Source organism: Nocardia flavorosea (assembly GCF_015477805.1).
Taxonomy (GTDB): domain Bacteria; phylum Actinomycetota; class Actinomycetes; order Mycobacteriales; family Mycobacteriaceae; genus Nocardia; species Nocardia flavorosea_A.
The window spans coordinates 1235654-1259696 of the sequence record NZ_JADLQL010000001.1 but is presented as its reverse complement, the minus strand read 5'-3'; the positions used below and the strand labels follow the sequence as shown (position 1 = coordinate 1259696).

The window sequence follows — 24043 nt, the reverse complement described above, 5'->3', positions numbered from 1 at the left end:
ATGCCGGGAACACGTCCCGGTTGATTTTGTCAGTGGCTGACGTTAACGTCGGCCCCATGATGGTGGCGGACCTCACATGGCCCGAGGCAGGTGAACTCGGCAACAGTGGTGCGCTGCTCGCGGTGCCCGTGGGGTCCACCGAGCAGCACGGCCCCCATCTGCCGGTATCCACCGATACCGATCTGGCCGTCGCGCTGTGCACGGGCCTGGCCGGCCGGTGCCCGGGTGTGGCGGTGGCCCCCGCCGTCGCGTACGGCGCCAGCGGTGAGCACAGCGGTTTCCCCGGCACGCTGTCCATCGGGCAGACGGCGCTGGAACTGCTGGTCGTCGAACTGTGCCGGTCGGCCACCGATACCTTCGAACGGATCGTGCTGGTCAACGGACACGGCGGAAATGTGGAACCGCTGCGCCGGGCGGTGACGCTGTTGCGTAGCGAATCCCGCGATATTCGGCTGTTCCTGCCGCGTTACTCCGGTGACGCCCACGCCGGACGCACCGAAACCTCACTGCAACTCGGTCTTTCACCCGACCGCGTGCGCGCCGAGCGTGCCCGGCCCGGCGACACCCGCCCGCTGTCCGAGGTGCTGCCGCAGTTACGGGCCGGCGGCGTGCGCGCCGTCAGCGCCAACGGGGTCCTCGGCGATCCCACCGGCGCCACTGCCGCCGAGGGGGAGCGGTTGCTCGCCGATCTCATCACCCAATTGTTCGATCAGGTCCGGCAATGGTGGCCGGAACCAGTGGAAAGGATCCGACCATGAACCCGTGGTTCGAAACCGTCGCCGAGGCCCACCGCCGGGCGAAGAAACGGCTGCCGAAATCCGTGTACGGCGCCCTGGTCGCCGGTTCGGAGCGCGGCCAGACCATCGACGACAACCAGGCCGCGTTCACCGAACTGGGTTTCGCGCCGCATGTCGCCGGCCCGATCGGCGAACGGGACCAGTCGACGACGGTGATGGGGCAGCAGATCTCGATGCCGGTCATGATCTCGCCGACCGGTGTGCAGGCCGTCCATCCCGACGGTGAGGTCGCCGTGGCGCGCGCCGCCGCCGCCCGGGGGACCGCCATGGGGTTGTCGTCGTTCGCGAGCAAACCCGTGGAGGAGGTCGTCGCCGCGAACCCGATGACCTTCTTCCAGCTCTACTGGTGCGGTAGCAAGGACGATATCTCCGCGCGGATGGCACGGGCGAAGGCCGCGGGCGCGGTGGGGCTGATCCTCACGCTCGACTGGTCGTTCTCGATGGGCCGCGACTGGGGTTCGCCGGTCATCCCGGAAAAACTGGATCTGCGCACCATGGCGAGTTTCGCGCCGCAGGTGATCGTCAAACCGCGCTGGCTGACCACCTACCTGCGTTCGGGCAGCCTGCCCGACCTCACCGCCCCCAATATGGCGCTCGGCGACGCGCCCGCCCCCGGTTTCTTCGGCGCCTACGGCGAATGGATGGGCACCACCGCGCCCGACTGGTCCGATGTGGCCTGGGTCTGTGAACAGTGGGACGGGCCGGTGATGCTCAAGGGCGTGATGCGCGTGGACGATGCCCGGCGCGCCGTCGATGCCGGTGTCGCGGCCATTTCGGTGTCCAACCACGGCGGCAACAACCTGGACGGCACCCCGGCGTCCATCCGCGCGCTGCCGGTGGTGGCCGATGCGGTGGGGCACGAGGTGGAGATCCTGCTCGACGGCGGAATCCGGCGCGGCAGCGATGTCGTGAAAGCTGTCGCGCTCGGTGCGCGGGCGGTGATGATCGGCCGCGCCTACCTGTGGGGTCTGGCGGCCAACGGGCAGGCCGGCGTCGAGAACGTGCTGGACCTGCTGCGCGGCGGTATCGATTCCGCGCTGCTGGGACTGCGCAAGACCAAGGTCACCGACCTGGAACGGTCCGATATCGTGATCCCGGAGGGTTTCGAGCGCCGCCTCGGCATCGATGCCCCGGAACAGCTTCGGGTCCCGGACTCGGCCACCGAAGCCGTATAACCGGCGGCGGGTCGTCGCGGCACGACACTGGACGCGTGAGTATCAGAACCGTGTCATCCAGGGTCGTGTACGAAAATCCGTGGTTGACCGTGCGCGAGGATCGGATCGAACGTGGGGACGGGTCGCCCGGCCTGTATTCCGTGATCGAAAAACCCGACTTCGCGCTCGTCATCCCCATGGACAACGACGGCTTCCATCTTGTGGAGCAATACCGGTACCCGATACGCGCCCGGACCTGGGAGTTCCCGTCCGGTGCGTTTCCGGCCGGGGTGACGGGCAGTCCGGCGGAATTGGCCGCGGCCGAGCTCGCCGAGGAAACCGGTTTCACGGCCGGCCGGCTGGAACGGCTCGGCCGGGTCCAGGTCGCGAATGCGATGACCGGGGAGGGCTGCCATGTTTTCCTCGCCACCGATCTGGCGCCCGGCGAGCCGGATCGCGAGCACACCGAGCAGGACATGCGCCAGCAGTGGTTCTCGCGGATCGATGTGGAGGACATGCTGCGGGACGGGGTGATCGCCGACGGCCCGTCGCTGGCTGCCTACCTGTTGCTGAAACTTCGTGTGCAGTAAGACCCCGCGGAAGCCCTGCGGAGGTTACGATTTAGGATTGCCTTACTTCTAGCTGTGCGGGGGTCGCTCGCTAAGCTCGCTGTGCTCGACCCCCGGTACAGCGGCGTTCACCGTGGCTGTACCTGTTCCACCCGCAGCCCACTTCCGAAGGAGTGCGATCGGTGACCGCTCCCGAGTTCCGCTATTCAGACCTGCTCCCGATCGGCGCCGACGACACCCCGTACCGGCTGCTCACCACCGAAGGCGTCCGCACCTTCGAATCCGGCGGCCGGACCTTCCTGCAGGTCGACCCCGAGGTGCTGCGCATGCTCACCGCCGAGGCGATGCACGACATCAGCCACTACCTGCGGCCTGCGCATCTCGCGCAGTTGCGCCGCATCATCGACGATCCCGAGGCCAGCGGTAACGACCGATTCGTCGCGCTCGACCTGCTGAAGAACGTCAATATCTCGGCCGGCGGCATCCTGCCCATGTGCCAGGACACCGGCACCGCCATCGTGATGGGTAAGAAATCCGAGGGCGTGCTCACCGGCGTGGACGACGCCGAATGGATCAGCCGCGGCGTATTCGACGCCTATACGAAACTGAACCTGCGGTATTCGCAGCTCGCGCCGCTGACCATGTGGGACGAGAAGAACACCGGCTCGAATCTGCCCGCGCAGGTCGAGCTGTACTCCGCGCCGGGCGATCCCGCGCAGCCGTCCTACAAATTCCTGTACATGGCCAAGGGGGGCGGGTCGGCGAACAAGTCGTTCCTTTACCAGGAGACCAAGGCCATCCTGAATCCCACCCGGATGCTGGAATTCCTGGACGAGAAGATCCGCTCGCTGGGCACCGCGGCCTGCCCGCCGTACCACCTCGCCGTGGTCATCGGCGGCACCAGCGCCGAATTCGCGCTGAAAACAGCCAAATACGCTTCTGCGCACTATCTGGACAACCTGCCCACAGAGGGTTCGATGACCGGGCACGCCTTCCGTGATCTCGAACTCGAGCAGGAAGTGTTCAAACTGACCCAGTCGTTCGGTATCGGCGCCCAGTTCGGCGGTAAATACTTCTGCCACGATGTGCGCGTGGTCCGGTTGCCCCGGCACGGCGCGAGCTGCCCGGTCGCCCTGGCAGTCTCCTGTTCCGCCGACCGGCAGGCGCTGGCCAAGATCACGCCCGAGGGTGTTTTCCTGGAACAGCTCGAACGCGAACCCGCGCAATACCTGCCGGAACAGACCGACGAGATCCTCGGTGGCGATGTCGTCGAAGTCGACCTGAACCGGCCGATGGACGAAATCCGCGCGGAACTGTCGAAATACCCGGTGAAAACCCGGCTTTCGCTGTCCGGCCCGCTGGTGGTGGCCCGCGATATCGCGCACGCCAAGATCAAGGAACGGCTGGACGCGGGCGAGGAGATGCCGCAGTACCTGCGGGATATGGCCGTCTACTACGCCGGCCCCGCCAAAACCCCCGACGGTTACGCCTCCGGTTCCTTCGGCCCCACCACCGCGGGCCGCATGGACTCCTACGTCGACCAATTCCAGGCCGCCGGCGGTTCCTTCGTGATGCTCGCCAAGGGCAACCGCTCCGCGCAGGTCACCAAGGCATGCAAGGAACACGGCGGTTTCTACCTCGGCTCCATCGGCGGCCCCGCCGCCCGCCTCGCCCTGGACTGCATCAAATCGGTGGAGGTCCTCGAATACCCCGAACTGGGTATGGAAGCGGTCTGGAAAATCGAGGTCGAGGATTTCCCGGCGTTCATCGTGGTCGACGACAAGGGCAACGATTTCTTCGCCGAAACCCAGAAACCGATCGCCCTGCGCGTGCGGACGCGGTCGAAAGAACGTGTCTGAAGCCTGACGGTTCGTCGCCGAAGCCATGCCCGCCCGCAACCCGGTGGACCTGGGTGATTTGGCGTGGCTATCGGAATTCGACAGCGATGACCAGGCCGAGGCGTTGACCGAGATCCGCAATGCTGCGGCATCGACGCTGGCATCCGGGGATTCGGGTCCGTTACGCGAAGTGCTGCATGCGTGGGAGACGACCGCGGCGGTAATGCGTGATCCGGTGCGCCGTGCCGTGCACGCCGGGGCTGTCGAGGAGCCCGATTTCCTCGAGGTGGACGCTCCGCAACTGAGCGACGATGCCTGACCGCGATCCACTGCCCGGTGCGCTGTCGTGAACATCCTCGGTATCGATCTCAGCAGCCACTGACGGTTGTCTCGGCCGCCGTGATGTCTCGGCTGGAGGGGTTTGGGCGACCGAGCGATCGGTCCTCGGTGAGGGTGTCGCCGCCGCTGGTTACGGCCGGTCGAAACGGCCGGATTTCGCGGCGTGGAGGAATGCGTCCCACTGGCCGGGGGCAGCATCGAATCCCGCGACGCTGATCTGGACAGCGCTACCTCGCGGATCCTTTCGGCTTCGTGGGAATACCGGCTGACCTCCGTTTCCCGTTCCAGATACGGGGCGCCGGCCAGGAGTCTTTTCGATCGAGCATGGTTTGTCGTCTGGCTGCTATATCCAACGTGCGATCGACTTCGGGCGGCGGAGCACGCCCGAAGCGCTGCTGTGCAGGTCACTGTTGCGGTACTCTCAACCCGAGTTAGTAGAGGCTAACCTTTGATCGGGCTGGGTGAGGTCGGGCTGTGGAGTTGAACAGGCGTCATATTTTCAAGGCCGGCCTGGGATTGGGTGCGCTACTGCTGGTTGCCGGCTGCGGTGATGGTTCATCGTCGGGTGAAAGGGGCGAGGGGCCGCCGCAGCGGGGCGGAACGCTTCGGGTCGGTGCGCTCGGGAAATCGTCGAAGATCGAGCGGGATCCGCATCGGACATTGAGCAACGAGAGCGATTTCCTCATCGCCTCGCTCGTCTACGACGCCCTGACCGTTCCGGGGACCGATCCGAATGTGGCTCCGCGCTTGGCGGCGGAATGGGAAGCCGATGCGCAGCAGCGGAAGTGGACCTTCACGATTGCCGAGGGGGCGCGGTTCCATGACGGCCGTCCGGTGACTTCGGACGATGTCGTCTGGTCGCTGCGCCGGCTGCGGGAAATCGCGGGCGAAACCAAGGTCCCCGTGCCGTCCGGTGACGATATCCAACCCGCCGGTGCGAATGCGGTGGTGCTGACCTGCGCGGCGCCGAACAGTCAGTTGCCGCTGCTGCTGCGGATGATGACGTTCGTGGTGCCCGCGGGGACCACCGATTTCACCGCGGCGGTGGGTACCGGACCGTTCCGGCTCGAGTCCTACGACAACGGCAACGCGCGCCTGGTGCGCAACGAGAACTGGTACCGGGAAGCCCCGTTGCTGGATGCCATCGAGGTGACGCTGTTCGAAAGTCCCGAATCGATGGCCAACGCGATCATGGCCGGGCAGATCGATCTCGCGTCGAGCGTGGGCGCCGTGGCCGGCCGGACCGCGGAAACGCGGGACGAACTGGAGGTGATCCGGCGGCCCGACGATGTGGCGGTGGCGATCGCGATGCGTACCTCCGACGGTCCGTTCGCCGACCCGCGGGTGCGCGAAGCGTTCCGGCTCGCGGTGGACCGGGAAGCGATGGTGGCGCAGGTGTTGTCGGGATACGGCACGGTCGCCAACGATATCCTCGGCACCGGCGACCCCGAATACGATACGTCGATTCCGCAGCGCGAACGCGACCTCGATCGGGCCCGGCAACTGCTCGCCGACGCGAAATTCGATACGGCGAAGACGTATCGACTGCTGACGAAGCAGGAAGCGGTGGGCGAGGTCGAATCGGCGAAGGTTTTCGCGAGCCAGGCCGCCGAGGTCGGGCTGAAGATCGAGGTCGTGGTGCAGGAGGCGAATGCCTTCTACGACGAGACCTGGTTGACGGCGCCGCTGTACACGGTGAACTGGGGCACCAACGATTCGGTGGTTTTCTTCGCCAGCAAGGTCATGTATTCGCGGACGAAATGGAACGAGACCGGTTTCCGTGACGCCGCGTTCGACAAGGCGTACACCGAGGCCCTCGCCGCGCCGCCCGGCGCGGATTACAGCGCGGCCTGCCGGGAGATCCAGCGGATCCAGCACGATCACGGCGGATACATCGTGTGGGGGATGGCCGACGGTATCGATATCGCCGCCCGGTCCGTGCACGGCCTGCCTACGCTGGGCGGATACGGTCGCGTGCAACTCGAGCGGGCCTGGATATCGCATTGATCGGATTCGCCGCGACGGTCGCGCGCCGCCTCGGACTGCTGATCGCCCTGCTCGCCGTGGTATTCGTGGTCGTCGACCTGCTGCCCGGTAATGCGGCCGGAGCTGTGCTGGGCCGGGATGCGAGCGCGGAACGGGTGGCGGTCAAGGAACACGAACTCGGCTTGGACCGGCCACTACCCGCCCGCTTCTGGGACTGGTTCAGTGGCGCGGTCACGGGTGATTTCGGGACCACCGCGCGGGGGCAGTCGGTGAACGAGCTGCTGGCGGACAAGTTCCCGCAAACACTCCTGCTGGCTTCGATCGCCCTGATCGTCACGGTGACGGTCGCGCTGCTGCTGGGCCTGTGGTGGGCGGCCAGGCCCACCGGTCGCGCCGCGCGGGTATTCCAGCCCGGTTCGGCCTTCGTGATCGCGGTCCCCGAATTCGTTATCGCGACCCTGCTCGTTCTCGTCTTCTCCCTCGGACTGGGGTGGTTGCCCGCGGTGACGTTCACCGGCCGGTCCGGCTACCCGGCCGGTGCGGAGATGCTGATCCTGCCGGTTCTGGCCCTGGCCATACCGCAGGTCGGCTGGAACGTCCGGGTCGTCCGGGGTGCGGTGACCGATGCGGCCGCCGCGCCGCATGTGGAAAACGCGGTCCTGAACGGTCTTCCGGAACGCACGGTTCTGCTGCGACATATCCTGCCGTTCGCACTGCCGACCATCGCGATGTCGTTCGCCACCTCCGTCGGGACCCTGTTCGGCGGTGCGCTCGTCGTGGAGACGATATTCAACTATCCGGGGATGGGCGCCATCATCGCCGGGTCGGTATCCGATCGGGATACTGCTCTGGTCGCCGCCGTCGTCGCCGTCACCGGGGCGACGATCATGGGCATTCTGCTGGTGGCCGACGCGGTTCGGGCCTGGTCGAATCGGGGCCGGCCGTGACCGTCTCCTCCGTTCGCCGGCCCGCCACCGTCTTTTTCCGGTTCTGGTTGCCTGCGCTGCCCGCTGTCGTAGTGGTGGTGGTCGCGATACTCGGGCCTTGGCTCGCGCCCCATACCGTCGACCACCCGGTCGGAATCACCTTCGCGGACCCGAGCGGGGATGCCTGGCTGGGTGGTGATCGGCTCGGCCACGACGTAGTGAGCCGGTTACTGCACGGCGGGTGGGGATTGTTGCTGATCGCCGTGATCATCGCGCTACTGGTGACCGGATGCGCCGCGGTGCTGGGTTCGGTGGCCGCGCTGTACCCGCGCGTGGGTGCGTGGCTCGAACGGGCCGCGGACCTGGGCATACTGCTGCCGCCGGTGCTGGCGATGCTGCTGTTCATGCTGTCCTGGCCGGAGTCGGGTGCCGTAGGACTCGTCATCGTCTGCGTGGTCGCCGGAACGCCGTACACCGCGCGCGTTTTCGCGGCGGCGGCCGCCGGGGTGGCCGCTTCCGGCTTCATCGAGGCGGCTCGGGGGCGGGGGGAGGGTCCGGCCTATCTCGTGGTCCGGGAACTGCTGCCGAATCTGCGGGAAACGCTGCTCACCCAGCTGGGTCTGCGGTTCGTGGAGGCGATGTATCTGGTGAGCACCGCGGCTTTCCTGCAACTGCCGACCACACTGGGCGACGCGAACTGGGCGATCATGGTCCGCGAGAACGCCGGCGGAATCCTGCTCAACCCGGCCGCTGTCCTGGCCCCGAGCCTGGCCATCGGTGTGCTGGCGGTGAGTGTGAACCGTGCCGTAGCGGCGTTCGGCCGGGGGAGGCGCGGCATATGACCACCGGAGTTGCGGTCGAGGACCTCTCGATTCGCTCACGCACGGGTGCCGAACTCCTGGCCCGTACGTCGTTCCAGGTGCCGCCGGGCACTATCACGGCGATCACCGGACCCTCCGGCGCCGGTAAAACGACACTGATGCGGGCGGTACTCGGACATCTGGCCGTCGGCGCCATACGCGTGAGCGGTTCGATCCACATCGACGGACAGGATGTCTTCGGGCTGGATCGTGCGGCGTTGCAGACGTTCCGCCGCGAGAACCTGGCCTACGTCGGCCAGGATCCCGGCGCCGCGCTGAACCCGGTCATGCGGGTCGGCGCACTCTTGGCCGAGGCAGCGCCGCGGTCGGTTCGGGCCGAACGGGGTGCGGCGCTGCGCCGGGTCGGGTTGCCCGAACATATGCTGCGCAGCCGGCCCGGGGAGTTGTCCGGCGGTGAACAGCGCCGCGTGGCGCTCGCATCGGCGCTGGTCCGCGGCGCCGGCGTGCTCGTCGTCGACGAACCACTCGCCGGGCTTCATGGGCAACTACGCAACGAGATCGCCGAGCTGCTGCGGTCCGTGGCCGCCGATGACAAGGTCGCCGTGCTGGTATCCGGTCACGATACCGCGACCTTGCACGGACTGGCCGACGCTGTGGTCTCGCTGGGTGAGCCACGGGCGGCATCGTTGCGGGCTTCCTCCGCCAGTTCTGTCCCGGGACGTATCGCACCACTCGCGAAGGGGTTCCGGGACAGCCGGCCGGTACTCGACCACGGCGTCGGAGCCGAGATCGCCCTGCGCGCGAAGGAGATAACGGCGCGGGCGGGGACCCGCACACTGGTGGCGTCCATCGACCTCTCGGTAGGGGCAGGTGAATCGGTTGCCCTTGTCGGGCCCTCCGGTGCAGGCAAAACCACCGTGGCCCGGGTGCTCGCGGGGCTGCATCCGCAGGCTTCGGGAACTCTCCAGGTCAACGGCCGCAGTCTCGGCGTGGGGCACGCGCGCAGGTCCCGCCGCGACCGGCGGCGCATCCAGTTGATCCCGCAGAACCCTCTGTCCACACTCAACCCGAAACATACGGTGCTGCAGACTCTGTCCCGCCCGCTGCGACTGACCGGTGTGCGGTCGCGCGAGGTGGCCGACCGCGCCGCAGCACTGCTGCACAAGGTCGAACTGGACCCCACGATGCTGTACCGCTACCCGGACGAGCTGTCGGGCGGACAGCGGCAACGGGTGGCGATCGCCCGGGCCCTGGCCGCCGAGCCCGAGGTACTGATCTGCGACGAGATCACCTCCGCCCTCGACGCCGATACCGCCGCCGCGATCATGAAGGTGATCGACCGTACCCGCGAAGACCGCGGGATCGGTGTTCTCGTGATCAGCCACGATATGTCTGTCGTGGCCGGGCACTGTCACCGCGTATTCGTCCTCGCCGACGGCCGGGTGGTGGAATCCGGAAAGACTGCCGCTGTTCTCGGCGAACCCACTACTCCGCAGACGAGAGCCCTGCTCGCTTGACCCTGCAATGTCGGAGGCCCGGAGACGGTTCCATGCCATCGCCTACTCGCGCGTCGCGGTGCGGATCGGTGCGTGCCGTCCAGGGCAGTGCGTGCCTCGGCTTGTTCGGGAATTCGGGACACCCGCGGAGCCGGGAAAGCGGACGAACGTGACCGGGCTCGCAGTGTCCTGCCCTGTCCTGGCCCGGCTACGGCCGGTGGCCAGGTCGCTTCGGTGAAGAACTCCAGGCCCGGTAGAGCTCCGGCCACACCTGGGCCCGGCGGTCCGCTCGGGCAGTCGGCAGCATCGATCAGATAGCGAGGTATTTCGAGGCCATTCCCACATCCCAGCCGCCGGTCTTCGGATCGCAGGCGACGATGGAGAACATCATCGCTTCATGCGAGGCGGTCCAGGAGGGAGGCGAGTTCGCGGGCCCGGAGCACCACACCACCGTGGCCGGCGTCCAAGGTGTGCACGTCGAACGGGTTGTCGGGAGTGAGGCGGTCGGCGTCGGCGATCATCTTGGAGGCCAGGGCGGGGGAGAGGACGTTGTCGCGGTCGAGGCGGATGTAGCTGCGGGGTACGCGGCCCCAGGTTTCGGGCTGGACTCGGGTGTCGGCGAACTGGGTGCGGGCGCCGTCCTCGTGCTGCATACCGAAATTCATGACCGCCAGTGTCTGTTCCAGGGTGGCCTCGGGCATATTCAGCATCCGGAAATCTTCGAGGGCTTCGATATCGGCGGAACGCATGTTGAACCGGATGATGCCCGGGGGAACCGCCTCCAGTCCGAGAAACAGCGAATGGTCCGGGTTCGCGGCCGGGATTCCCTCGGCTGCTTCGGGGGTTTGTGCCAATGCCATGGCGCTGGGGGCCTCGGCCGTGGAAGGGCAGAACGCGGAGAGGTAGACCAGCCGGTGGATGGCCTCGGGGATCTTGTTGGCGACCATGCCGATCGTGACGCCGCCGAGGCTGTGCCCGATCAGGACGACCGGGCCGTGCTGTTGTACCCGCTGCACCGTATCGACGACATGGTCGACGTTGTCCTCCACTGTTATTTCGGCCAGTGGCGAATCCGCGGCGGTGAACGCGGCGAGGTCCTGCGGTGCCTGGTACGACAGCGGGAACGGTGCGTCCAAACCGTGGCCGGGTAGGTCGATCGCCAGGCTCCGGTGACCGAGCAGGGCCAGTTCACGGACCACCGGAGTCCAGTAGAAGCTGTTGCAGGTCAGGCCGTGCACGAAAACGAAAGTCGGTGCAGTGGCACTGGTTTCGGTTTGCTGCGCGATTTCGGGCACGTATCCCCCAGGGGGCGCGAAGTAGCGGACACCGGTTTTCTTACCCGCATCGGGTATCGGTCAACCCTCATGTTTTGCGGCGCCTGCACCGAGGGCGCCCGCGCCCGGCTTCGTCGCGTGGAAGACCTGTCGGTCCGGTTACCGCGCAGCGCACGGCCGGGGGGCCTGCATTTCTATAGCGTCGAACTACTCTTGTTTGTAGTATGAGTACTACAAACTACATAAGTTATTCGTTGACTGAGAAGGGGTGATCATGCCGAAGATCGGTCGATTCACCAGTGACAAGGCAAAGTCCGACTTCCTGCGTATCTACGACGCGTGGGCGCAAAGGTGGCCGGTCCCGTCGACCGTCGTCGACGTCGAAACGTCATTCGGAACGACGCATGTGCGTAAGTCCGGCAGCGGCAAAGGAAGCCCGATCCTGCTGCTGCCGGGGACTTCGGGCAACGGCTTGGTGTGGCAGCGGTTCATTGCGGATTTCGCGAGCGAGCGCGTGGTGTACACGCCGGACGTCATCGGGTGGCCCGGACGTTGCGTGCAGACCGCGCCCGTCCGAGACGGCTCCGATGTGGCGAAATGGGTGGTCGAAACACTCGATGGGCTCGGTGTGAGCCGAGTCCATCTGGCCGGGAATTCACTGGGCGCCTGGATGGCCGTCATGGCCGGCGTCCATCACTCCGACCGTCTGGCCAGTCTTACGATGTTCGAACCCGGCGGGGCGACCTTCACCAAACCGGAATGGAGCCTGTTACTCAAATTCCTGGCCGCCGGCCTGCGCCCGACCCCCGAACGGATGCGCAAGCTCAACGCTTGGCTGACACCCCGCGCTCAGCTCACCGACGAGGAGTTCGCGATGGTGATGGCGGCGGTGAAATTTCGGTCCGGCATGCCGTGGGACCGGGTGCTGACCGACGACGAGCTGGCAGCGGTCACCGCACCGACTCTGGTGCTGTTCGGCGCCCATACCGTTGTCAGCGATCCCGAACGGGGCGCCGCCCGTGCCCGCGAACACATTCCGTCGGTCGACGTGCAGATATACCCGGGTGTCGGGCACGACCTGCTGTGGGCGAACCAGGACGAGGTTATTCCTCGCTTCCTGGAATTCGCCGACAAGCACGATCGGATCGGGAAGTGACGGTCCCGTAGGTGGTGGCTCGGTCCACGGTCGGCCACCGCAGACCACCGCCATGGCGTTCTCGGGACCCCCGTCCCGGGATCACCTCCCGGTTCGCTGGACCGGATACCGGCCGGGTCGAGCCGATGCGGGTTTCGGACGCCGATTCGGGCGATACATCCGGGCGCCCGTCAGCGATACAGGAGATGGGTCGGGAAATATGCACACGATCGATCCGCGGGAAGGAGGTGGGAACGATGGGTTCCTTCGGCCTCGGCGTCGATGTGGGTATCGACCTGTTCCTCAGGTGGCTGTCCGTGATGTTCGGGCTCGACTTCGGCATCAGCTGATACGAGCCCATGGTTACGCCGCCGGCGGCTGTCCCGTGCGGGAGAGCTGCACCTGCGAGAGCGGCAACCGCGGTGGGCGCCGGGTCACCACCGCTCGAACGCTCTCAGTCCTTGTTCGCTCTCAGTCCTTGTTCCAGGAAACAGCGATGCGCTCGCTCGGGTGCGTGGTGCTCGACGGGCGTAGCGCGCGCACGCCGGCCGCCTCGCGCGGACCGCGTGCAGACACGGCGACACCGCGGCCCCGGCCTCGGCACCGCGGTGGCGCCGTGCCGTACTGCAGGACCTCCGATTGTCCTGTACTTGACCTTGTCACTGTGACAAGGTCTTCACTGGCTGTCGGAGGTGGTTCCCATCAATACGGCACACAGGAACTCTCGGCACACGCAAGTGGTGGGCGCATTGGCCGCCCGGGATTCGTCGACGCGGCTGCGGGCGGCGTTGGCCGCGGGCACGCATCCCACGCCGGAGCTGGTCGACGCGCTGGTGCAGCGGTGCGCGATAGAACCGGACTTTTTCGTCCGCGACATGCTCACCTGGGCGCTCACCCGGCTTCCGACGCAGAAAACGCTGCCGAGACTCGTCGCGGAACTCGTTTCCGACGGTGCACAGGCGCGCAGTCAGGCGCTGCATACGCTGTCGAAGATCGGTGACCGCGCCGCCTGGCCCGCGATCACCCGGTCCTTGCTGCGGGACCCCGACGACGAGGTCGCGCGCAGCGCCTGGCGCGCCGCCGTCGTACTGGCGCCGGACGCGGAGAAAAGCGCACTGGCCGCGGAATTGGTTACGCAGTTGGGTCGAGGCGATCGGGAAGTCCAGCTGAGTCTCAGCCGGGCCTTCGTCGATCTCGGCGAGGTGGCCGAGCCGGTACTCGAGGCCGCGGCAGTGGACAATGACCCGGTGGTGCGGGCGCATGCGAATGCCACCCAGCGGCTCCTGCACGACCCGGACGCCGGTTTCGACCTCGCTGTCGACGCGGCCCGGCGGGCGGTGGCGCTCGGACCGGACGGTGCAGAGGCCGCCGAATGCTGATCGGTGAGGTCGCGCGCCGCTCGGGGGTGAGCACCCGGATGCTCCGGCATTACGACTCGCTCGGGCTCGTGCGGCCCACCGGCCGCACGGTGGGCGGCTACCGCGAATACTCGCCCGCCGATATCCGGCGGATCTTCCATGTCGAGGGCCTGCGGTCGCTGGGGTTGTCGCTGCGTCAGATCGGGCAGGCTCTCGACGATCCCGATTTCACTCCGTCCGCACTGGTCGGCGACCTTATCCGGAAGACCGGCGAACGGCTGAACCGGGAACAGGAGTTGCTCGACCGGCTCCGAACCGTCGATGCCGCCGGGCCGTCCGGCTGGCAGGACGTGCTGCGGATCGTCGAGCTGCTGCACGGCCTCGGTTCGCCGTATGCCGCGCGACGCCAGCAGACGATCCTGGGGCCGGTCGAGGGTGTGCCGCCGCCCGCCGAACTGCTGGCTGCCGCTGTTCTCGCCGAATCCGATCCGAACGTCGCGGGATCGCTGCGCTGGGCCCTCGCGCGGGCCGAGGGCGACGCGGTGGCCGGTCTCGCGCCGGGGCTGCGTTCCGGCGATGCCGATATCCGCCGGCGTGCGACCCGTGCGCTCGCCGAGTTACCCGGCGCCACCGAGGTCCTGACCGCAGCGCTCGGGGATCGGGATCCGACCGTCCGCCGGTATGCGGCGCTCGCGCTGGGTGCGCGGGGTGTGGCCGCGGCCGTGCCGGAACTCGTCCGCACTGTCGTCGACGGCCCGAGCGATGTAGAGGCGGCCGAACTGCTGGGCAGTCTGGCCGGAGACGCGGTATGGGCCGACCGGATCATGGCCGCGCTCGCCGCCGAATTCGCCGCCCACCCGGGTGATCCCGAAGTGCGGATTAGACTGACCCAAGCGCTCGCCGAGATGCCGGGAACTCTCGCTCTGGACCTCCTACGGGAACTTGCCCACGACGATGAACAGGCTGTCGCCCTGCTCGCTTCGGCGCTCGTGCGCGCGGTCGAGGAGCGGTCCGCCGCAGATCCCCGGTCGCGACCTACCGGCGAACAGACGTAACCAGCCGACCAGCGGATCGTGGCCGCGCGGAGTTCGTCACGAAGCGCTTTCGGCCCCGTATACGGTGTTGCGCAGGAATTCGCCGGTCAACCGCATCGACTCGCGACTTTCGGGCAGCAACCTGTCGAGTACGGGGAAAGCGTGTACCTGGCCGCGCCAGATATGTGTTTCGACGGTGCGTCCGGCGCCGGCCAGCAGCCGGGTGAAATCCAGGATGTCGGCTTCGAACATTTCCCGCCGTGCCGCGGTGAGGAACGTCGGGGGAAACACCGCGGGATCGACCTCCAGCATCGAGCGCGCACCGCGCGGGGCCACCGGGCCGCGGGTCCATTTCCGTTTCGCGCGCCGGTAGGCCGAGACCGGCATCAGGGCATCGTGGCCGATGACATCGTGATCGCGCCGGTCGGCATCGAGGTCGATATGCGGGGAGTATCCGATCAGGGCGGCGGGTGCGGGTAGTCCGTCGGCGGCGGCGAGTTCGCAGGTCTTGGCGGCGAGAAAACCGCCCGACGAATCACCCGCGAGGACCACTTTGCGGGGGTCGGAGCAGCGCTCGAGCAGGGCTCGGTAGGCGGTGTTGGCGTCGTGCACCGCCGAGCCGACCCCGCCGTGGGGCAGTTGCCGGTAGAGCACCGAGTACACGGGGAGGCCCAAGGTCTGCGCCATTCTGCTCGCCACGCGCCGATGCGTACCGGCGCCGCAGAAGGTGAAACCGCCGCCGTGCAGGTACAGCACGGTCGCTCCGGTCAAGCCGTCCTGTGCAGCTGTGCCGGGCCGGTACTCCTCGACGGGCACCGCACCCAGTTCGGTGACCGTGCATTCGATGCCGGGTAGTCGCGGTAGCCGGCCCACCGCGGCGTCGAGGAGTGCGAGCGCGCGGATCCCGGGATCGTTCAGTGGCCAGATCCGGTAGCCCTGCTTGGCGATCAGGCGCGCCAGCACATACGTCACCCGTGTGCCCAGGCCGGCCTCGTCGTGCTGGTGCAGCGCGGGCTCCGGGGTGTGCGATGGGGGAGCGGCGGGTGCGGTTTCTCTGATCACGACGTGTCCCTCGACTAGACGACGGTATCTGACATGTAGACTTGTCAGATGTTGTCGGCCAGTATGGCACGACGACACCGTGAACCGGAAGGAGCGACGATGGCCGCCGCACGAGAGCGGGGAGCGGGCCGCCGCTATTCCGGTATGGACGCCGCCGAACGGACGCGGGCCCGGCGGGCCGCGATCCTGGAAGCGGTACTGGAGCTGTTCGGCACGGCCGGTTTCGCGGCGACCTCGGTGAAGCAGATCTGCGGCACGGCCGGTCTGACCGAACGCTACTTCTACGAATCCTTCCGCGACCGCCACGCCGCCCTGGCCGGTGTGTACGGCGAACTCGTCGCCGAACTCCGCGCCGCCACCGAGGCCGCGATCACCGCGGCGGACGGCGATATCGGTGCCGCCGCTCATGATGGGCTGGCCGCTTTCGTCGGTTATCTCACGGCGGATCCGCGCCGCGCCCGGATCATCCTCATCGAGGTTGTGGGCGTTTCGCCCGAAATCGAGGAACTACGCCACGGAGTACTGCGCGGTTTCGCCGGCCTGATCGCCTCCGTGTGGTCGGCGGATGAGGGCATCGATCGGTCCGACGAGCGGTCGCGCCTGACGGCGATCGCGTTGTCGGGTGCGGTCAACAATCTGCTCGTGGACTGGATGATGACGGGTATGCGGCAATCGCCCGAAACGCTCGTCGACGTCTGTACAACGCTGTTCCTCGCGGCCCTGGACGGCCTGAAGCGCTAGCTCGGCATCCCGGCTCGGCGAGCGATTCCTTGCCACCCCGCTGTGTCATACTGCACACTTCATCTGACATGAATACATGTCAAATCACCGGAGAGGAGCTGCTTATGCGCTCGACGAATGAGCTGAAGGGGCGAGTCGTCGCGGTGACCGGCGCCGCCCGGGGTATCGGCCTGGCCATCGCCGCCGAACTCGCCGCGGCGGGCGCGCGCGTCGCGATCGGCGATCTGGACGGGGAACACGCCGATGCCGCCGCCGCCCAACTGTCCGGCCAAGCGGCCGGGTTCGCGCTCGACGTCGGGAACGAAGCGTCCTTCACGCACTTCCTCGACGCGGTAGAACGACGCTGGCAGCGAATCGACGTGCTGGTCAACAACGCGGGCGTGATGTGGGCGGGCCGGTTCGACGAAGAACCCGAGCGCGCGACCCGGCGGCAGCTCGAGGTCAACCTGCACGGCGTCATCCGCGGTGTCCGCCTGGCCGCGCCCCGGATGCGCGCCCGCGGCCACGGGCATATCGTCACCGTTGCCTCCGCGGCCTCCAAGCTCGCGCCCGCCGGGGAAGCGACCTATGCGGCGACCAAGCACGGTGTGTACGGCTATCTGAGCGCGGTCCGCACCGAACTCCGTGGCAGCGGAGTCGAACTCTCGGTGGTGATGCCCACCGTGGTCGATACCGAACTGGCGGCAGGTACCTCGCCGGGGCCGGTCGCGATGCTCACGCCGCACGATGTCGCCCGGGCGGTGGCCGATGTCATCGCCCGCCCCCGCTTCGAGGTCACCGTTCCACGCTATGTGGGCCCGCTGGTCCGCGCTGTGGGCATCCTGCCCGATGCGTTGCGTTCGGCGGTGATGCGGCGGATGGTCCCGAATCAGGTCGCGGCGCTGGGCGCCGACCGTTCCGCCCGCACGAAATACGAAAGCGCACTCACCCGTAACGACACCCCAGGAGATGAACGATGACCACCGGAACCGAAGACCGCGGAACCGATCTCATGCGCCCGATTCCCGAATTCGAAGGTGTACACGATATCTGGCCCCGTGGCGAACGCCTCGCCGCAATCCGCGAAGCCGCCACCCGCTACCGTGCCCGATTTCTCACCCAGGGACAGGTGCGGGTCGTCAAAAGCTTCGATATCGCCGCGGCGCCCTACCCCGCCCGCTTCGCCTTCCAGGGCTATTCGCTGAACCTGAACCCGATGATCTCGATCATCAACCGGATGTTCGTGATCCAGTTCGAAGGCTTCGACGGCGCCCGGAAAACCCTCGTCTGGGAGCCCACGGTGGCGGCCGGTTCGGCGGAGGCGCCGTTCTACGCCAAGTTGCAGCGGTTCTCCCAGCGTTTCGGCGCCGACAAATTCTTCGTCAAGTACTACAACGACCCCGATACGGTGCTGCCGCGGCTCGGCCTGCGCAACGACGACGTCGACTACCTCAGTTTCGACCACCTCCACGTCCAGGACGTCCGCATGATCATGGGCAGCACCGAGGTGATCGAAGGCGAAACCGCACCCCGGCAACCGCTGTTCCCGAATGCCGAACTGCTCGTGCACCGCAAAGAACTCGGCACCTTCGAATCCATGCACCCGATGCAATGGGCCTGGTACGTCGACGGCGGTATGAACGGCGTGCCCCGCGACCGGCTGCTGACCTTCGACGGCGATGTCGAACTCGGGGTCGGGGTGAGCCTGCTGTGGACACCGGGCCATACCGACGGCAACCACTCGCTGGTGCTCAACACGCCCGACGGTGTCTGGGTCTCCTCGGAGAACGGAATGGCCGCGGACAGCTGGCAACCCGAACTGTCCGCCATCCCCGGCGTGAAACAGCAGGCGGCGTTCTACGGCCGCGAGGTCGTCCTCAACGGCAACACCCTGGAAGACTCGCTCGACCAGTACGACTCCATGGTCAAGGAGAAAACCCTGGCCTCGCCTTCGCCCCGCGATCCGCGCTGGCTGCAGATCATTCCGTCCTCGGAATGCGCTCCGTGGAAACGTCAATGGCCGGTCGTGCCCACCTACAGTCACGGTGGGCTCGACTACGGCACCATCGTCACCCCGGAGCGGACGTCTGCGTAATCCGCGGATTCAGTTCGCCGCCAGGGAATCGATGGCGGCACGCAGTTTCGCCGCGGCCTCGGCGGCGACCGGATTCAGTGCGGGTTCACCGGTGACCTCGACCATGATGTCGGGGTTCATCGCCTCGACGATGACGGTATCGGCGGCGGTGGGGTCGCGGCGGACCACCACATTGCACGGCAACAGCAGCCCGATCTGCCGGTCCACGCCCACGGCTCGATGTGCCAGCGGCGGATTGCAGGCGCCGAGGATCAGGTACTCCTCCATATCCTCGCCGAGTTTCGCCTTCAGGGTGGCCTGCATATCGATCTCGGTCAGCACGCCGAAGCCCTGTGCGGACAGTGCGGTGCGGGTTCTTTCGACGGCCTCGTCGAAGCCGGCTTTCAAAGTTGTCGACAATGCGATGTTCACGGTATGTCCTTTCGGTTCGTTTCCGGGCGAGGGGGCGCACCGTTCAGGCGAGGGCGAGGAAGAGCTTCTCCAGTTCGGCCTCGGTCATCGGCTCGGAGCCGTTGTCCGTCTCCTCGGTCATGCATTCACGCAGGCCGGTAGCGATGATCTTGAACCCGGCGCGGTCCAACGCCCGGGAGACCGCCGCGAGCTGCGTGACGACGTCCTTGCAGTCGCGACCCTGTTCGATCATCGAGATCACCCCGGCGAGCTGCCCGTGTGCCCGGCGCAGCCGGTTGAGCACCTGGGCAATCGTCTCTTCGTTACCGACCATCGCGTTGTCCTTTCTTGGAACTCACCACCACCGACGATACCCCTGGGGGTATCAGTCGGGATGTCTGCTGTGGCACATCACCGGTGAGCGAAGCTGATTGCCGGCAATGCCTTGCGCAGCCACGCCGGCGACCACCAGGCGGCATGCCCGGTCAGCCGCAGCAGCGCCGGCAGCAGCACCAAGCGCACCAGCACCGCGTCGAGCAGCACCGCGACACCGAGAATGATGCCCATCTCCTTGGGCGGCAGTGGTTCGGCGAGCGCGAAGGTGAAGAACACGGCCACCATCACCGCGGCCGCGGCGAAGATCACCCGCCCTGAATTCGCGAGCCCGTCGATCTGCGCCGTCGCCGGATCGCCGGACCGCTCGTACTGTTCCTTGGTGGTGGCCAGCAGGAACACGGTGTAATCCATCGCGATGGCGAAGATCATGGCGAAGAAGAACACCGGACCCCAGCCGTCCAGGAATCCCTGCGGGGTGAAACCGAGCAGACCGGCGCCGTGCCCGTCCTGGAAGATCAGTTTCGCCACCCCGAACGCGGCAGCGGTCGACAGCAGGCTGACGAGGGTGCCGAGCGCGGCGATCAGCGGTGCCCGCAGTGCTACCAGCAGCAGTGCGAAGCCGAGCACCAGGATCACCCCGACAACGACCGGGAAGTAGTCGTTCAACGCCTGCTGCAGATCGAGATTCTCCGCGGGCGCGCCACCGACCAGCGCCGCGTCCGGCAGTGCACCGCGCAGGCCGGACAGGATATCGCCCATGCGCGGGTCGGACGGGTCGATCTCGGGTACGGCCTGCAGCAACACCGATTCACTGCCGTCTCCGGCCGTCTGTGGTGGAGTGACCATGGCGATCCCGTCCACGCCCCGCGCGACCCGGGCGACCTGTTCGGCGTCCCCGGCCGGGGCGACAATCTGCAGCATGCCCGGCGCGCCGTCGCCCATCTGGGCCTGGACCAGTTCATACCCTTGCCGGACAGGTGCGTCGGCGGGGACGACGCCGATCGAGGGCATGGCGACCTTCAACCCGAGCACCGGGACCGACAGCGCGACGAGTACCGCGGCCGCGCCGACCGCGAACGGCCACGGGTGAGCGTGCAGGATCCGGCCCCAGGCGGCGAATCGCGGTGAGCGGTGCTGTTGCCGTCTGGCGTAGGCGAGGGAACCGGCATCGATCCGGCGGCCCAGGGCGCCCAGCGCCGCCGGTAGCAGCGTCATCGTGGCCGCCAGGACGAAGACCACGGCGAACATGATGCCGACCGCCATGGTCCGCACCGCCGGTGCCGGCACGATCAGCACTGCCGACAGGCTGACCAGCACGGTGAGCCCGGACAGGAGTACCGCTTTGCCCGCCGTGTCCATGGTCTCGGCAACCGCCGCCCGCGCGTCGGCGGCTCCCCGGAGGGCGTCACGAAAACGTGCGACCAGGAACAGGGCGTAGTCGATCCCCAGGGCCAGCGCGAACATCATCGCGAAGTTCATCGCCCACACCGAGATGGGCGTGACCTCGTTCAGCAGCACCAGGCCGCCGGCCGAAGCAACCAGGCCGACCATGGTCAGCAGTAGCGGCAACCCTGCGGCGACCAGTGATCCGAACGCCAGCACCATGATCGCCAGAGTGACCGGCCACGAGAACATTTCGGCCTTGATCATCGCCGTGTGATTGGCCTCGTTGAAATCGCTCCACAATGCCGAAACGCCGGTGGGGTACACCTGCACGCCGTCGCCCGACAGGGCGGTCAGCGCATCCTTGTGTTCGTCGACGGCCCGGACCATCTCGTCGGTGGAGGCGTTCGCGCCCGCGATGAGGATGCCGGTATGCCCGTCCGGGCTGATCGATCGACCCGGTTGTGGCGGCACCACCGTCCCGAACCGGTCGTCACCCGCGAAGACCGCGGTGATCTCGCCGAGTACCGCCTGAACCGGCCGGCTTTCCACCGGCCGGTCCGCCGAATGGACTACGACCTGCACCGCGGCCGAGGAGTTTCCGCCGAAATGCTGCTGGGCCAGCTCGCGCACCTGCACCGACTCCGAGCCGTCGGCCTGCCAGCCGGCTCCGGCCAGTGCGGTGAACACACTCGGGGCGGCGGCGCCCAGCGCTACCGACACGAGTAGCCATACGCCGAACACGATGCGTGCATGTCCCGCCATCAGTGCGCCGAACCTGCCGAGTACGCCGCCGTGCCTGCCCGTATGCGCGGCGTCCGGTCCCGGTGGACGCACGGCTGAACTGACCATCTTCTCCTCCTCGAATATACCCCCGGGGGTATTACGGCTCGCTATCGAACGATACCCCCGGGGGTATCAACGGGAAAGGTGTCGCCGGGCACACCGGCCGATCCTGGGGGCCGGACCATGCCGGCGGGAGCGTCCGGCGGAGACCGGAGTGCTGGCGGTCTTCCCGGCGACAGGCGTGGTAACGCCGGAAATACCGGACAGGACACCATGTCCAGTGCCGCGAGCGGACCACGTTCAGCGGCTCGACGCCGAGATCTTCAGGAGCAATCCGTTCGAAGGAGTACCGCCGCGTGCTACCGGCAGCGCGGTTCCCTTTTCAATTGAGGACAGGAAGTGGCCGGAATTGGCGGCACACTCGAATCATGAGCGAAATCGAAACGACCGCGGGCCGGCCGGAACAGGCCGATATCACCGACTACAACGATCCGGACGCGCCGTGGAATCAGTCCTGGGACCAAGAGGGCGGAATCGCCAACTGGAATGATGACGTGATCAACGAGTTCCGGGAGAACTCGGGCAAGGTGGGTGGTGCGTACGCGGGTGGTGATCTCATCCTGCTCACCACCACGGGAGCCAAGAGCGGTAAACGGCACACCACTCCGCTGGGGCCGCTGTATCGGGACGACACCATGTACGTGAGCTCGTTCATCGAGGACAAGTACCCGGCCTGGTGGTACAACATCAAAGCGAATCCCCAGGTCACCATCGAACTCCGGGACAAGACCTACCAGGCGACCGGCAAGGTACTCGAAGACGCGGACTACGACGAGTTCGCGGCCTGGGTGCTCGCCAACAACCCCCTGCTGGCGGACTTCCAGTCCAAGATCGACCGCCCCATGCCGCTGGTCGTGCTGACCCTCGAGGGCGAGGTCTGAGCACTTCGGGAATATTGTCTATCGCTCCACACTCGCCGAGCGGGCCGGCGGCCACGAGCCGGCCCGCCGGAGCCCCTGCTGCTGCGTTGTTTCCCCGGTAACGACAAGGACCCGGTCATCGATGATCAACCGACAGTGAAACCGGTTGCGACAAGGAGTTTCCTATGCGGCGGAACGTAATGATCGCGGTGCGCGCTGTCGTGGCCGCCGTCGCGGTTTCCGGTTTCGCGACGGCCTTCGGAGCCGGCACGGCCCAGGCCGCGCCGCAGGACTGTACGGTCACGCGGGATCTGACCGGTGCCGCGGCGACCTGCCACGACGAGGGCCCCGCCGGACGGGAGTACGCGCTGATCGTCGAATGTTTCGGCCTGCACGGCGTGCCGAACGCCTTTCCGCTCATGGCCATCGGCCCGTACCAGGGATCGTGGAGTGGTTCCTTCGGCCCGTCCGGACACGGCACGGCCTCGTGCCTTGGGCCGATGAGCATCGGAACCGCCACGAACGCCTACGTAGCGATCTACCGGGACTGAGCCGTCCCGTCCGGTCCGCGGACGCGACCGGATCGGGCGGCCTTTCCGGCGCACGTCAGCTGAGCACGACACCGCCGAGGGTTGCCACCGCGTCGGTGCGAGTGCCGGATGTGCCCGGCCGTGGGCGTTGCCCGGGCGGACCCGATGTCTAGGCTCCGCTCATGACCGTCCTGCGTTCCATCCTGCTGTTCGTTCTGGCCGCCGTCGCGGAAATCGGCGGGGCGTGGCTGGTCTGGCAGGGCGTGCGCGAACATCGCGGCTGGGCCTGGATCGGCGCCGGTGTCATCGCACTCGGCCTCTACGGTTTCGTCGCGACACTGCAGCCCGACGCCCACTTCGGGCGCATCCTCGCCGCCTACGGTGGCGTATTCGTCGCCGGATCACTGCTGTGGGGTATGGCCCTCGACGGGTTCCGTCCCGACCGCTGGGACGTCGCCGGCGCCACCATCTGCCTCCTCGGAGTTGCCGTCATCATGTACGCACCCCGGCCGGCCTGAACACCTTCACTCCCGGTGTGGAGGTGTCTGGCCCCGCCACCGCGGAAACCACCAGCAGTCGCCGCTGTCGAGCGCGGAAGCGACGCGTTCGCCTCTCCCGCCGCACCACATCGGCTTCGCCGCGTGTGGCCCATCGAATTGAGACGCGTCCGAATGCTCAGGCACGTAGTTTCGTGGCGCGTTCGCGGGGGTCGTAATCGGGGCCTACGCCCTCGATCAGCAGCAGGTCGCCATCGATGTGATCGGCGCGCAGAGGCAGGATCTCCTGGTATGCGGGTGAGTGGTACCAGTCCCGTGCCTTGTCCATATCCGGGAACTCGATCAGCACCATACTTCCCGGCCAGTCGCCTTCCAGCACCTCGGTCGGCGGACCGTGGATGACGAATCGGCCACCGAACGGATCCAGCGTGACCTGGATACGTTCCAGATACTCGATGATGTCGGGGTGCGGTTTGCGATTGCGCAAATGGGCGAAGCCGTAAGCGGACATGTTTCGACGGTAGGTTCGTGGTGTGCCGGACAGCAATTACCGCTGAGGTAATGGCGCGACCGGCAAATGCAGGAACGTAGGCGGCA

At 67.1% G+C, this 24043-nt stretch carries 24 protein-coding genes; 18 read left to right on the top strand and 6 right to left on the bottom strand.

All coding sequences use genetic code 11. The features are described from left to right. Nucleotides 1-56 precede the first annotated feature (56 nt). The 9 genes from mftE (at nucleotide 57) to IU448_RS05575 (ending at nucleotide 9947) form a co-directional block, all read left to right on the top strand. Nucleotides 57-758 (top strand): mycofactocin biosynthesis peptidyl-dipeptidase MftE, encoded by a 702-nt coding sequence (gene mftE, locus IU448_RS05615; RefSeq protein ID WP_195054377.1) that lies wholly within the window; start codon nucleotides 57-59, stop codon nucleotides 756-758. Then, nucleotides 755-1972, top strand: a complete 1218-nt coding sequence (mftD, locus tag IU448_RS05610; protein WP_195054376.1) for a pre-mycofactocin synthase MftD — start codon at nucleotides 755-757, stop codon at nucleotides 1970-1972. Before mftE ends, mftD begins: the two co-directional genes overlap by 4 nt. An 83-nt stretch (nucleotides 1973-2055) precedes the next feature. Next, nucleotides 2056-2541, top strand: a complete 486-nt coding sequence (locus IU448_RS05605; RefSeq protein ID WP_228812031.1) for an NUDIX domain-containing protein — start codon at nucleotides 2056-2058, stop codon at nucleotides 2539-2541. Nucleotides 2542-2702: 161 nt separating this feature from the next. Next, the gene (locus IU448_RS05600; RefSeq protein ID WP_195054375.1) at nucleotides 2703-4379 is read left to right on the top strand and encodes a fumarate hydratase; all 1677 of its coding nucleotides are present in this window, start codon (nucleotides 2703-2705) and stop codon (nucleotides 4377-4379) included. A 25-nt stretch (nucleotides 4380-4404) separates the two neighbouring features. Continuing rightward, nucleotides 4405-4677, top strand: a complete 273-nt coding sequence (locus IU448_RS05595; RefSeq protein ID WP_195054374.1) for a hypothetical protein — start codon at nucleotides 4405-4407, stop codon at nucleotides 4675-4677. Nucleotides 4678-5171: 494 nt separating this feature from the next. Next, nucleotides 5172-6704, top strand: a complete 1533-nt coding sequence (locus IU448_RS05590; protein ID WP_195054373.1) for an ABC transporter substrate-binding protein — start codon at nucleotides 5172-5174, stop codon at nucleotides 6702-6704. Next, nucleotides 6701-7630: an ABC transporter permease gene (locus tag IU448_RS05585; RefSeq protein WP_195054372.1), complete on the top strand. Its 930-nt coding sequence runs from the start codon at nucleotides 6701-6703 to the stop codon at nucleotides 7628-7630. Before IU448_RS05590 ends, IU448_RS05585 begins: the two co-directional genes overlap by 4 nt. Then, nucleotides 7627-8451: an ABC transporter permease subunit gene (locus IU448_RS05580; RefSeq protein WP_195054371.1), complete on the top strand. Its 825-nt coding sequence runs from the start codon at nucleotides 7627-7629 to the stop codon at nucleotides 8449-8451. The genes IU448_RS05585 and IU448_RS05580 overlap by 4 nt, the downstream gene beginning before the upstream one ends. After that, nucleotides 8448-9947, top strand: a complete 1500-nt coding sequence (locus tag IU448_RS05575; protein WP_195054370.1) for an ABC transporter ATP-binding protein — start codon at nucleotides 8448-8450, stop codon at nucleotides 9945-9947. The genes IU448_RS05580 and IU448_RS05575 overlap by 4 nt, the downstream gene beginning before the upstream one ends. 374 nt (nucleotides 9948-10321) lie before the next feature. Here the strand turns inward: IU448_RS05575 and IU448_RS05570 are convergent, their stop codons facing one another. Then, on the bottom strand, nucleotides 10322-11221 hold the full coding sequence (locus IU448_RS05570) for an alpha/beta hydrolase (RefSeq protein ID WP_195054369.1): 900 nt from the start codon (nucleotides 11219-11221) through the stop codon (nucleotides 10322-10324). Nucleotides 11222-11474: 253 nt separating this feature from the next. Between IU448_RS05570 and IU448_RS05565 the strand changes: the two genes are divergently transcribed. The 3 genes from IU448_RS05565 (at nucleotide 11475) to IU448_RS05555 (ending at nucleotide 14748) form a co-directional block, all read left to right on the top strand. Continuing rightward, nucleotides 11475-12356: an alpha/beta fold hydrolase gene (locus IU448_RS05565; protein WP_195054368.1), complete on the top strand. Its 882-nt coding sequence runs from the start codon at nucleotides 11475-11477 to the stop codon at nucleotides 12354-12356. Between the two features lie 671 nt (nucleotides 12357-13027). Then, entirely contained in the window at nucleotides 13028-13714 is a 687-nt protein-coding gene (locus IU448_RS05560; protein ID WP_416382957.1) for a HEAT repeat domain-containing protein, read from the top strand. Next, a complete protein-coding gene (locus IU448_RS05555) occupies nucleotides 13708-14748 on the top strand; it encodes a MerR family transcriptional regulator (RefSeq protein WP_195054367.1) in 1041 nt (346 codons plus the stop codon). The genes IU448_RS05560 and IU448_RS05555 overlap by 7 nt, the downstream gene beginning before the upstream one ends. Before the next feature lie 36 nt (nucleotides 14749-14784). Here the strand turns inward: IU448_RS05555 and IU448_RS05550 are convergent, their stop codons facing one another. Next, complete coding sequence (locus tag IU448_RS05550) at nucleotides 14785-15789, bottom strand: alpha/beta hydrolase (RefSeq protein WP_195054366.1); 1005 nt, start codon at nucleotides 15787-15789, stop codon at nucleotides 14785-14787. Between the two features lie 99 nt (nucleotides 15790-15888). Here IU448_RS05550 and IU448_RS05545 point away from each other — a divergent pair, with 99 nt between their 5' ends. From IU448_RS05545 to IU448_RS05535, 3 genes are all read left to right on the top strand, one after another. After that, a complete protein-coding gene (locus IU448_RS05545) occupies nucleotides 15889-16530 on the top strand; it encodes a TetR/AcrR family transcriptional regulator (RefSeq protein WP_195054365.1) in 642 nt (213 codons plus the stop codon). Nucleotides 16531-16634: 104 nt separating this feature from the next. Further along, nucleotides 16635-17489 (top strand): SDR family oxidoreductase, encoded by an 855-nt coding sequence (locus IU448_RS05540; RefSeq protein ID WP_195054364.1) that lies wholly within the window; start codon nucleotides 16635-16637, stop codon nucleotides 17487-17489. Further along, nucleotides 17486-18604 carry a hypothetical protein gene (locus IU448_RS05535; RefSeq protein WP_195054363.1) on the top strand — a complete coding sequence of 373 codons (1119 nt, stop codon included), beginning with the start codon at nucleotides 17486-17488 and terminating at the stop codon, nucleotides 18602-18604. The genes IU448_RS05540 and IU448_RS05535 overlap by 4 nt, the downstream gene beginning before the upstream one ends. Nucleotides 18605-18613: 9 nt before the next feature. On the opposite strand, the gene IU448_RS05530 is transcribed toward IU448_RS05535, so the two are convergent. The 3 genes from IU448_RS05530 to IU448_RS05520 form a co-directional block, all read right to left on the bottom strand. Then, the gene (locus tag IU448_RS05530) at nucleotides 18614-19015 is read right to left on the bottom strand and encodes a DUF302 domain-containing protein (RefSeq protein WP_195054362.1); all 402 of its coding nucleotides are present in this window, start codon (nucleotides 19013-19015) and stop codon (nucleotides 18614-18616) included. A 43-nt stretch (nucleotides 19016-19058) separates the two neighbouring features. Continuing rightward, a complete protein-coding gene (locus tag IU448_RS05525; RefSeq protein ID WP_195054361.1) occupies nucleotides 19059-19328 on the bottom strand; it encodes a metal-sensitive transcriptional regulator in 270 nt (89 codons plus the stop codon). A gap of 77 nt (nucleotides 19329-19405) precedes the next feature. Then, nucleotides 19406-21565, bottom strand: a complete 2160-nt coding sequence (locus tag IU448_RS05520; RefSeq protein WP_195054360.1) for an MMPL family transporter — start codon at nucleotides 21563-21565, stop codon at nucleotides 19406-19408. Between the two features lie 362 nt (nucleotides 21566-21927). Between IU448_RS05520 and IU448_RS05515 the strand changes: the two genes are divergently transcribed. The 3 genes from IU448_RS05515 (at nucleotide 21928) to IU448_RS05505 (ending at nucleotide 23467) form a co-directional block, all read left to right on the top strand. After that, nucleotides 21928-22440: a nitroreductase/quinone reductase family protein gene (locus IU448_RS05515; RefSeq protein ID WP_195054359.1), complete on the top strand. Its 513-nt coding sequence runs from the start codon at nucleotides 21928-21930 to the stop codon at nucleotides 22438-22440. 164 nt (nucleotides 22441-22604) lie between these two features. Further along, a complete protein-coding gene (locus tag IU448_RS05510) occupies nucleotides 22605-22970 on the top strand; it encodes a hypothetical protein (RefSeq protein WP_228812030.1) in 366 nt (121 codons plus the stop codon). A gap of 161 nt (nucleotides 22971-23131) precedes the next feature. Continuing rightward, nucleotides 23132-23467, top strand: coding sequence for a YnfA family protein (locus tag IU448_RS05505; RefSeq protein ID WP_195054358.1), 336 nt, complete (start codon nucleotides 23132-23134; stop codon nucleotides 23465-23467). 157 nt (nucleotides 23468-23624) lie between these two features. Here IU448_RS05505 and IU448_RS05500 read toward each other — a convergent pair whose 3' ends face one another. After that, nucleotides 23625-23957, bottom strand: coding sequence for a DUF1330 domain-containing protein (locus IU448_RS05500; RefSeq protein WP_195054357.1), 333 nt, complete (start codon nucleotides 23955-23957; stop codon nucleotides 23625-23627). Nucleotides 23958-24043: the final 86 nt, after the last annotated feature.

Bases quoted from the DNA above. Each gene is read 5' to 3' on its own strand.
- mftE (WP_195054377.1), top strand. From the start codon at position 57: ATGATGGTGGCGGACCTCACATGGCCCGAGGCAGGTGAACTCGGCAAC.
- mftD (WP_195054376.1), top strand. From the start codon at position 755: ATGAACCCGTGGTTCGAAACCGTCGCCGAGGCCCACCGCCGGGCGAAG.
- IU448_RS05595 (WP_195054374.1), top strand. From the start codon at position 4,405: ATGCCCGCCCGCAACCCGGTGGACCTGGGTGATTTGGCGTGGCTATCG.
- IU448_RS05575 (WP_195054370.1), top strand. From the start codon at position 8,448: ATGACCACCGGAGTTGCGGTCGAGGACCTCTCGATTCGCTCACGCACG.
- IU448_RS05565 (WP_195054368.1), top strand. From the start codon at position 11,475: ATGCCGAAGATCGGTCGATTCACCAGTGACAAGGCAAAGTCCGACTTC.
- IU448_RS05555 (WP_195054367.1), top strand. From the start codon at position 13,708: ATGCTGATCGGTGAGGTCGCGCGCCGCTCGGGGGTGAGCACCCGGATG.
- IU448_RS05545 (WP_195054365.1), top strand. From the start codon at position 15,889: ATGGCCGCCGCACGAGAGCGGGGAGCGGGCCGCCGCTATTCCGGTATG.
- IU448_RS05540 (WP_195054364.1), top strand. From the start codon at position 16,635: ATGCGCTCGACGAATGAGCTGAAGGGGCGAGTCGTCGCGGTGACCGGC.
- IU448_RS05535 (WP_195054363.1), top strand. From the start codon at position 17,486: ATGACCACCGGAACCGAAGACCGCGGAACCGATCTCATGCGCCCGATT.
- IU448_RS05525 (WP_195054361.1), bottom strand. From the start codon at position 19,328: ATGGTCGGTAACGAAGAGACGATTGCCCAGGTGCTCAACCGGCTGCGC.
- IU448_RS05520 (WP_195054360.1), bottom strand. From the start codon at position 21,565: ATGGTCAGTTCAGCCGTGCGTCCACCGGGACCGGACGCCGCGCATACG.
- IU448_RS05515 (WP_195054359.1), top strand. From the start codon at position 21,928: ATGAGCGAAATCGAAACGACCGCGGGCCGGCCGGAACAGGCCGATATC.
- IU448_RS05510 (WP_228812030.1), top strand. From the start codon at position 22,605: ATGCGGCGGAACGTAATGATCGCGGTGCGCGCTGTCGTGGCCGCCGTC.
- IU448_RS05505 (WP_195054358.1), top strand. From the start codon at position 23,132: ATGACCGTCCTGCGTTCCATCCTGCTGTTCGTTCTGGCCGCCGTCGCG.
- IU448_RS05500 (WP_195054357.1), bottom strand. From the start codon at position 23,957: ATGTCCGCTTACGGCTTCGCCCATTTGCGCAATCGCAAACCGCACCCC.